The organism is Pseudomonas sp. UBA6315 (assembly GCF_002438125.1).
GTDB classification, from domain to species: Bacteria; Pseudomonadota; Gammaproteobacteria; order Pseudomonadales; family Pseudomonadaceae; genus Aquipseudomonas; species Aquipseudomonas faucium.
On record NZ_DJTF01000198.1, the window covers coordinates 1 to 8,319 of the forward strand.

Here is an 8,319-nt window from a genome sequence, read left to right on the forward strand (position 1 = left end):
GAGGTAGCCGGCCGCGCGCATGTTGTTCATCACTTCCATCAGGTCACCGTAATCCACGCCCTTGTCGGCCTGGAAGAAGATGGTGGTTTCCTTGTCACCCTTGGTCTTGGCGTCGAGCATCGGGCCAAGCTGTTCGGGGGCAGGTACCTGATCGTCGCCGACGTACAGCTTCTGGTCGGCCTTGACGCTGACGAACACCGGTTTCTCGGGCCTCGGCGCCGGCTTGGCGGTCGAGGCCGGCAGGTCGACCTTGATGTCGACCGTGGCCAGGGGGGCGGCGACCATGAAGATGATCAGCAGCACCAGCATCACGTCGATGAACGGCGTGACGTTGATTTCGTGGTTTTCGGCGAGGTCGTCGCCACCTTCGTTGAGATGCAGGCCCATGGCTTACCCCACTTTCACCATGTGCGGGGCAGCGCGCTCGCTGCCCTGGTGGTCCAGGTCACGGCTGACCAGCAGCAGTACCTGCGCCGAAGCGTCGGACACCTGCGCCTTGTAGCCGGCGATGGAGCGGGCGAAGACGTTGTAGATGACCACGGCCGGGATCGCCGCGACCAGGCCCAGTGCGGTGGCCAGCAGGGCTTCGGCGATGCCTGGGGCAACCACGGCCAGGTTGGTGGTCTGGGTCTTGGCGATGCCGATGAAGCTGTTCATGATGCCCCACACGGTGCCGAACAGGCCGACGAACGGTGCGGTGGAGCCGATGGTGGCCAGTACGCCGGTGCCGCTGCTCATGTTGCGACCACTGGCGTGCACCAGGCGCTCCAGGCGGAAGCTGACGCGCTCCTTGATGCCTTCTTTCTCGCGGGCGTTGGCCGACAGGCGCATTTCTTGGAGGGCGTCGTGGACCAGGGTGTGGGCCAGGGTGCCTTCCTTGTTGGAGACGTCGCTGGCTTCCTTGAGGGTGGCGGACTTCTTCAGCTGGGCGATCTCGCCGCGCAGGCGACGCTTGGCGCCCATCAGCTCGAAGCCTTTGGCGATCCAGATGGTCCAGGTGATGATCGAGGCGATGGCCAGGCCGATCATCACGGCTTTCACCACCACGTCGGCGTTCTTGTACATGCCCCAAGGCGACAGGTCGTGGGCCATGCCCAGGGAGGTGTCCTCAACCAGCGCTTCGGTGGCCGGGTCGACCGCTACCGGTACAACGGCCTGGGCGTCGGCAGCAGGTGCCTGGCCTTCGGCGGCCGGGGCAGCCGGTGCGGTGGCGGCGGCTGGAGCGCTGGCGGCGGTGGTTGGCTCATCGGCCATGGCCACTGGGGCCAGCACCAGGCTGAACATCAGCGCGGCGATGGCGCGCCAGGCGCGCGACGGGGTTGGCGAAGCGGAAGGTTGAGTACGTGTCATGCTGGCCGGACCTGATGAAGAAAAAATGTGAGCGTTCTCCAAGGCCTCGAGATAGGCCGAGAACAGATAGGGGTGCCATTATTGCAAGTAATTCTTGTTAACAAAAGTAATCTTGTTGCTTTTTTCGCCTATGGTCTAGCCGCTTATCGTGTAATCCGGCTAGCCTGATTCTTTGGTCTAGGGAGTTTTGTGATGTCAGACCTTTCTGCTTTGATCGTAGGTTGTGGTGATGTAGGGGGGCGTTTGGCCCAACAACTGCTGGCCCGAGGCTGGCAGGTTGGCGGGCTGCGGCGCTCGGTCGAGCAGCTTCCACCAGGCGTCGACCCGATCGCCGCCGACCTCGGCGATGCACGCATGCCCCAGGCCTGGCCACAGCGTTCACCGGATTACCTGGTGTACTGCGTGGCGGCCAGCCAGCACGATGAGGCGGGTTATCAGGCGGCTTATGTCGAGGGGTTGCGCAATGTATTGGCGTGGCTGGCCGCGCGTGGGCAGCGCCCTCGGCGCTTGCTGTTCGTCTCCAGCAGCAGCGTGTTCGCGCAAAAGGACGGGGAGTGGATCGACGAGACGGCCGCCACCGAGCCTGAGGGCTATTCCGGGCGGGTGATGCTGGAGGCCGAGCGGCTGGCGCTGGAAAGCGGCATCCCGGCCAGCATCGTGCGCTTGACCGGGATCTACGGCCCCGGTCGCGAATGGTTGTTGAGCCAGGTGCGCCAAGGGTATCGGGTGGCTGAAGAGCCGCCGCTCTATGGCAACCGCATTCATGCCGAGGATGCAGCGAGCCTGCTGGCGTTCTTGCTGCACAAGGATGCCGATGGCGTCGCGCTGGATGACTGCTATATCGGTGTGGATGACGACCCGGCGCCGCTGGCCGACGTGGTGGCCTGGCTGCGGGCGTACATGGGGGTTACCGAGTGGTCGCAGGAGCAGCGGGTGCGGCGCACCGGCAGCAAGCGCTGCAGCAATGCCCGGGTGCGGGCGTTGGGCTGGGTGCCGGCGTATCCGAGCTACAAGGAAGGGTACGCGGAGATTCTGCAGAACAGGGGCTGAGGCTGATGGCCCTATCGCCGGCAAGCCGGCTCCCACAGGTACACCACCGCCCTCAAGGGCTGCGCAGGTCCTGTGGGAGCCGGCTTGCCGGCGATCAGGGCCCTTGAAGTCAGTCGCGCTCCAGCACCCACTGCCGGTTACCCGCCGCCAATTGCGGCATCTCATCCGGCTGTGCACGGTTCACCGCCTGGAAAATCTCCAGCTTGTCGCCATCTCGCTTGAAGATGAACGGCGCGCCGCGCTGGTTGCGCTCCAGCCACAGGCTGTCGTTGCTGCCACCCATGCTGGCGCAGTCGCCGGCCAGGCACAGGGCATAGCGGTCGGGGCCGGGCAGGCCGGTCACGCTGCCGTTGTCGGCGAAGCGCACCACGCTGCCGGTGCCCTGGCCTTCGATGATCTTCCACTCACCGCCCAGGTACGCCTGGTACAGCGCTTTCTCGAAGCTGCCGCCCAGTGGCGTATTGCCGGGTTGCTTGACGCGCACGAAGGCTTGCTCGGCGCCGCTGGCATCGGTGGTTTTCAGCTCGTCGCCGTCCAGCGCCAGTTGTTCGGTCTGGCCGCCCTGGAAGCTGGCCTGCCATTGCTTGTCATTGGCGCTCAGCTGGCCGTCGGCGGCCTCGAAACCGTTGCTGTAGCTGGCCTGCTGGTTGGCCACGTCGAGCTTCCACTCGAATACCGGGCCGTGCTCGTTCAGGGCCTGGCGCAGGCTGCCATCCTTGACGGCGGCCTTGATGGCGGCCTGGTTGATCCAGGTGCCGTTGAAATCTTCAGGTTTGTGGCTGGCGCAGCCGCTCAGAAGCAGGGCTGCCAGCGCGAGGGGCAGTGCTTGACGCATGATGGGTAACCTTGAGCAGGAAGGTGACGGGCAGGGCGCCCGTCACCAGTGGCATCATTCGATGACCAGGATGGCGTCCATTTCGACCTGGGCGCCCTTAGGCAGCGCAGCAACGCCAATGGCGGCGCGGGCTGGGTAAGGCTGCTCGAAGTAGCGGCCCATGACTTCGTTGACCTTGGCGAAGTGGCTCAGGTCGGTGAGGAAGATGTTCAGCTTGACGATGTCCTTGAACGAACCGCCAGCGGCTTCGGCCACCGACTTGAGGTTCTCGAACACTTGCACGGTCTGGGCTTCGAAGCCTTCGACCAGCTCCATGGTCTTGGGGTCCAGCGGGATCTGGCCCGACATGTACACGGTATTGCCGGCCTTGATCGCTTGCGAGTAGGTACCGATGGCGGCAGGGGCCTTGTCGCTGTTGATGACGGTCTTGCTCATGATGACTCCTTGCGGTTGGCGGACTACGTACGCATGCGGGTGATGCGAACCACGCCGGTCAGCGTACGCAGCTTCTTGATCACACGAGCCAGGTGCACGCGGTCGTGCACGCTGACCACCAGTTGGACAACGCTGATACGGCCGTCGCGTTCGTCCATGCTGATCTTCTCGATATTGCCGTCGGCGGCATTGACGCTGCTGGCCAGCAGGGCGATCAGGCCACGCTGGTGTTCAAGCTCCACGCGCAGCTCGACGTTGAATTCGCCGGTGATGTCCTTGGCCCAGGAGAGTTGCACGCACTTCTCCGGGTTATGGCGGATTTCACTGATGTTGCGGCAGTTTTCCAGGTGCACGACCATGCCTTTGCCGGCCGACAGGTGGCCGACGATCGGGTCGCCCGGGATCGGCGTACAGCACTTGGCGTAGCTCAGCACCAGGCCTTCGGTGCCGCGGATCGCCAGTGGGCCTTCCGGTGCCGGCAGCGGTTCGCCTTCGGCCGACAGCAGGCGGCGGGCCACCACGTAGGCCATGCGGTTGCCCAGGCCGATGTCTTCGAGCAGGTCTTCGATCAGCTCCAGGCGGTACTCGGCAAGGATCGACTGCACGCGCTCCTGGGGGATCTGCTCCAGGCTGCTGTCGAAGCCGGTCAGCACCTTGTTCAGCAGGCGTTCGCCCAGGCTGATCGACTCGGAGCGGCGCTGTTGCTTGAGCGCGTGGCGAATGTGCGTGCGCGCCTTGCCGGTGACCACGAAGTTGAGCCAGGCCGGGTTGGGCCGCGCGCCGGGGGCGCTGACGATTTCCACCGTGGAACCGCTCTGCAGCGGCTCGGACAGGGGCGCCAGGCGCCGGTTGATGCGGCAGGCGATGCAGCTGTTGCCGACGTCGGTGTGCACCGCGTAGGCAAAGTCGACGGCGGTGGAGCCTTTGGGCAGCTCCATGATCCGCCCTTTCGGGGTGAACACGTAGACCTCGTCCGGGAACAGGTCGATCTTCACGCTCTCGATGAATTCCAGCGAGTTGCCAGCACGCTGCTGCAGCTCGAGGATGCCCTTGACCCACTGGCGGGCGCGGGCATGGCTGCCCTTGGGCTGTTCGTCGTCATTGGACTTGTACAGCCAGTGCGCGGCGATGCCGTTGTTGGCCATCTCTTCCATTTCGCGGGTGCGAATCTGGATCTCGATGGGTACCCCGTGCATGCCGAACAAGGTGGTATGCAGCGACTGGTAGCCGTTGGCCTTGGGGATCGCGATGTAATCCTTGAAGCGCCCGGGCAGCGGCTTGTACAGGTTGTGCACGGCGCCGAGCACGCGGTAGCAGGTGTCGACCTTGTCGACGATGATGCGGAAGGCGTACACGTCCATGATCTCGTTGAAGGCGCGGCGCTTGCCACGCATCTTCTTGTAGATGCCATAGAGGTGTTTCTGCCGGCCGCTGACCTCGCCCTGGATACCGTCGGCCGCTAGGCAGTTGGCCAGCGAGTGCTCGATCTTGGCGACGATTTCCTTGCGGTTGCCGCGTGCGCTCTTGACCGCCCGATGAATCAGCGACGAGCGCATCGGGTGCATGGCCTTGAAACCGAGGTCTTCGAATTCCACGCGCACGGTGTGCATGCCCAGGCGGTTGGCGATGGGGGCGTAGATCTCGAGGGTTTCCTTGGCGATGCGCCGGCGTTTCTCGCCCGACAGCACTTCCAGGGTGCGCATGTTGTGCAGGCGGTCGGCCAGCTTGACCAGGATCACGCGGATATCGCGGGCCATGGCCATGGCCATCTTCTGGAAGTTCTCGGCTTGCGCCTCGGCCTTGGTTTCGAAGTTCATCTGGGTCAGCTTGCTGACCCCATCGACCAGTTCGGCCACCGTCTCGCCAAATTGCTGGCTGAGGGCTTCCTTGGCGATGCCGGTGTCTTCGATCACGTCGTGCAGCATGGCCGCCATCAGGCTCTGATGGTCCATGTGCATGTCGGCGAGGATGCTGGCCACGGCCAGCGGATGGGTCACGTAGGGCTCGCCGCTGCGGCGGCGTTGCCCATCGTGTGCCTGTTCGGCGTAGAAGTAGGCCCGGCGAACCAGGTTGACCTGTTCGGGGCCCAGGTAGGTCGACAGCCGTTCGGCTAAGGCTTCTATGCCCGGCATGATTTCACCTCTTGCCGAGGAAGAGGGCCTTGTGCCGCGCAACGTCGACCAGGCATGGATCAGACAGCCTCGTTGGACTCGTCCTCGAACGCGGCGAAGACCGGATCCTCGGTGACGATCTCTTCGGCGGCGATGAACTCAGGGGTGACGATACCTTCGGCGATCTCGCGCAGGGCGACCACGGTCGGTTTGTCGTTTTCCCACGCTACGCGCGGCTCTTTGCCGCCGGTAGCCAGCTGACGGGCGCGCTTGGTCGAGAGCATGACCAGCTCAAAACGGTTATCCACGTGTTCCAGGCAGTCTTCAACAGTTACGCGGGCCATGGTCTTCCTCAGTAGCAAATGCGATGGGCGTGCAGCCCAAGATGGGCAGGCGGACTCGATAGTTTAAAAAATCACCAGCCAATAGGGAAGCGCTGTTTTACCCGGCAGACCTGTGGTGGCTGCATCGCTGGCAAGCCAATTACCACCGATACCTGGGGCGCCGCCGCCGCTGTGGGAGCCGGCTTGCCGGCGAAAGGGCCGCAACAGACGCCTCGAGCCATTGAATCCGACGATAACGCTTCCCACCTCGGGAACACAACACCCTCAGAGCATGGCGTCGCGCAAGCGCGGCGTCAGCTCCTCGAACAGCGTCTGCACCGAACGCAACGCCCGGCAATCGGGCCGTGTCAGCAGCCACAGCTGGGTGTCGCAGCCGGGCAGCGGCCCGCTCAGCGCTTCCACCCCGGGCAAGGGGTCGACCATATAGTCAGGCAACGCCGCCACCCCCAGGCCGGTGCTCACCAGCTGGGCAATGGTCGACATGCTGCTGCATTGATAGCGCGGGCTCAGCCCCGGGTACTGCTGGTTGCGCCAGACCACCGTGGGGTGGTCCTGCATCGAATCGTCCGGGGCGATCCAGGGCACGCTGCTGGCGCTTTCGGCCAGGCGCTCGCGCCATTGCGGCTGGCCACAGATCACATAGGATGTGGAGCCCAGGCAACGCCCGACCAGGTGCTCTGGCGGTGTGTTGGTCAGGCGCAAGGCGATGTCGGCATCGCGCCGGCTGAGGTTGGCGAAGGTGTTGGAGGTGCCCATCTCCAGCGACAAGGCCGGATAACTCGGCATGAAGGCCGCCAGCGCCGGCAGCAGCAGGCTGTGCATCACCGCTTCGGTGCAGGTCAGGCGCACGGTGCCGCTGACCACCTGCTCGCCGCTGCTCATGGCGATGCGCGCGGCATCCAGCGCCTGTTCGGCGCGTTCGGCCTGCTCGGCCAGGGCCTGGGCGGTATCGGTCGGCAGGTAGCCTTTGCGGCTCTTGACGAAAAGCGCCGTGCCCAGCGCCGACTCGAGGCGACGGATCGAACGAAATACCGTGGAAACGTCGACTTTCAGCAGCTCGGCGGCCTTGGCCAGCGAGCGACCGCGCTCCAGGGCCAGGACCAGGGAGAGGTCGGCGTGGGTGATCTGATATTGCATTGATGCACGCTCTGCTTGCTGAATTGCCAATGTCTGTTGCGTTGAGGCCATTTTATAGTGGAACCGCCCCTGGGAATCAATGCGCCCGGTCGGGTAACCAATCCCCACGATGGGAAAGTGAAAAGAACAACAGCTGCAACCATCGTCGCCCGTGTGGCGCCAGCCGTATCCCCACATCGCCGCAGCACATCAAAGGATGTACACCATGACGTCGGTCACCCCGTGCGCCAGTTCTTCCAGCGAGATGAAAGACTTCCTCCAGGCCCATCCGGACACTCAGTACGTCGATCTGCTGATCTCCGACATGAATGGCGTGGTACGTGGCAAGCGCATCGAGCGGGCCAGCCTGCACAAGGTGTACGAGAAGGGTATCAACCTGCCGGCGTCGCTGTTCGCCCTGGACATCAACGGCTCGACCGTTGAGAGCACCGGGCTGGGCCTGGACATTGGCGATGCCGACCGCATCTGCTTCCCGATCCCTGGCTCGCTGTCCGACGAGCCGTGGCAGAAGCGCCCGACCGCGCAGCTGTTGATGACCATGCACGAACTGGACGGCGCGCCGTTCTTCGCCGACCCGCGAGAAGTGCTGCGCCAGGTGGTGAGCAAGTTCGACGACCTGGGCCTGGACATCTGCGCCGCGTTCGAGCTGGAGTTCTACCTGATCGACCAGGACAATCTCAACGGTCGCCCGCAGCCGCCGCGTTCGCCAATCTCCGGCAAGCGCCCGCAGTCGACCCAGGTGTACCTGATCGACGACCTCGACGAATACGCCGACTGCCTGCAGGACATGCTGGAAGCGGCCAAGGAGCAAGGCCTGCCGGCCGATGCCATCGTCAAGGAAAGCGCCCCGGCGCAGTTCGAAGTCAACCTGCACCACGTGGCCGACCCGCTCAAGGCCTGCGACTACGCGATCCTGCTCAAGCGCCTGATCAAGAACGTCGCCTACGACCATGAAATGGACACCACCTTCATGGCCAAGCCCTACCCGGGCCAGGCGGGCAACGGCCTGCACGTGCACATCTCGCTGCTGGACAAGAAAACCGGCAAGAACATCTTC

General features: G+C 64.1%; 8 protein-coding genes and 1 pseudogene. 2 read left to right on the plus strand and 7 right to left on the minus strand.

Annotation, left to right across the window (positions count from 1 at the left end):
• Window positions 1-387: TonB system transport protein ExbD (exbD, locus tag B3E94_RS23905; RefSeq protein WP_286915484.1), on the minus strand; the 387-nt coding region annotated here is incomplete at its 3' end.
• Window positions 388-390: 3 nt separating this feature from the next.
• Window positions 391-1,350, minus strand: a complete 960-nt coding sequence (gene exbB, locus B3E94_RS23910; protein WP_286915485.1) for a tonB-system energizer ExbB — start codon at window positions 1,348-1,350, stop codon at window positions 391-393.
• A gap of 192 nt (window positions 1,351-1,542) precedes the next feature.
• Here exbB and B3E94_RS23915 point away from each other — a divergent pair, with 192 nt between their 5' ends.
• Entirely contained in the window at window positions 1,543-2,400 is an 858-nt protein-coding gene (locus B3E94_RS23915; RefSeq protein WP_286915486.1) for an NAD-dependent epimerase/dehydratase family protein, read from the plus strand.
• 109 nt (window positions 2,401-2,509) lie between these two features.
• Here the strand turns inward: B3E94_RS23915 and B3E94_RS23920 are convergent, their stop codons facing one another.
• The 5 genes from B3E94_RS23920 to B3E94_RS23940 all read right to left on the minus strand — a co-directional run bounded on the left by B3E94_RS23920 (window position 2,510) and on the right by B3E94_RS23940 (window position 7,262).
• Window positions 2,510-3,235 (minus strand): hypothetical protein, encoded by a 726-nt coding sequence (locus tag B3E94_RS23920; protein WP_236237584.1) that lies wholly within the window; start codon window positions 3,233-3,235, stop codon window positions 2,510-2,512.
• A 54-nt stretch (window positions 3,236-3,289) separates the two neighbouring features.
• Window positions 3,290-3,670: a RidA family protein gene (locus B3E94_RS23925; protein ID WP_043199829.1), complete on the minus strand. Its 381-nt coding sequence runs from the start codon at window positions 3,668-3,670 to the stop codon at window positions 3,290-3,292.
• Window positions 3,671-3,693: 23 nt separating this feature from the next.
• Window positions 3,694-5,802: a bifunctional GTP diphosphokinase/guanosine-3',5'-bis pyrophosphate 3'-pyrophosphohydrolase gene (spoT, locus tag B3E94_RS23930; protein WP_176511835.1), complete on the minus strand. Its 2,109-nt coding sequence runs from the start codon at window positions 5,800-5,802 to the stop codon at window positions 3,694-3,696.
• A 59-nt stretch (window positions 5,803-5,861) separates the two neighbouring features.
• Entirely contained in the window at window positions 5,862-6,125 is a 264-nt protein-coding gene (gene rpoZ, locus B3E94_RS23935) for a DNA-directed RNA polymerase subunit omega (RefSeq protein WP_016394025.1), read from the minus strand.
• Window positions 6,126-6,389: 264 nt separating this feature from the next.
• Window positions 6,390-7,262 (minus strand): LysR family transcriptional regulator, encoded by an 873-nt coding sequence (locus tag B3E94_RS23940; protein WP_286915488.1) that lies wholly within the window; start codon window positions 7,260-7,262, stop codon window positions 6,390-6,392.
• 244 nt (window positions 7,263-7,506) lie between these two features.
• Here B3E94_RS23940 and B3E94_RS23945 point away from each other — a divergent pair.
• Window positions 7,507-8,319: pseudogene (locus tag B3E94_RS23945) on the plus strand (glutamine synthetase); the annotation flags it as partial.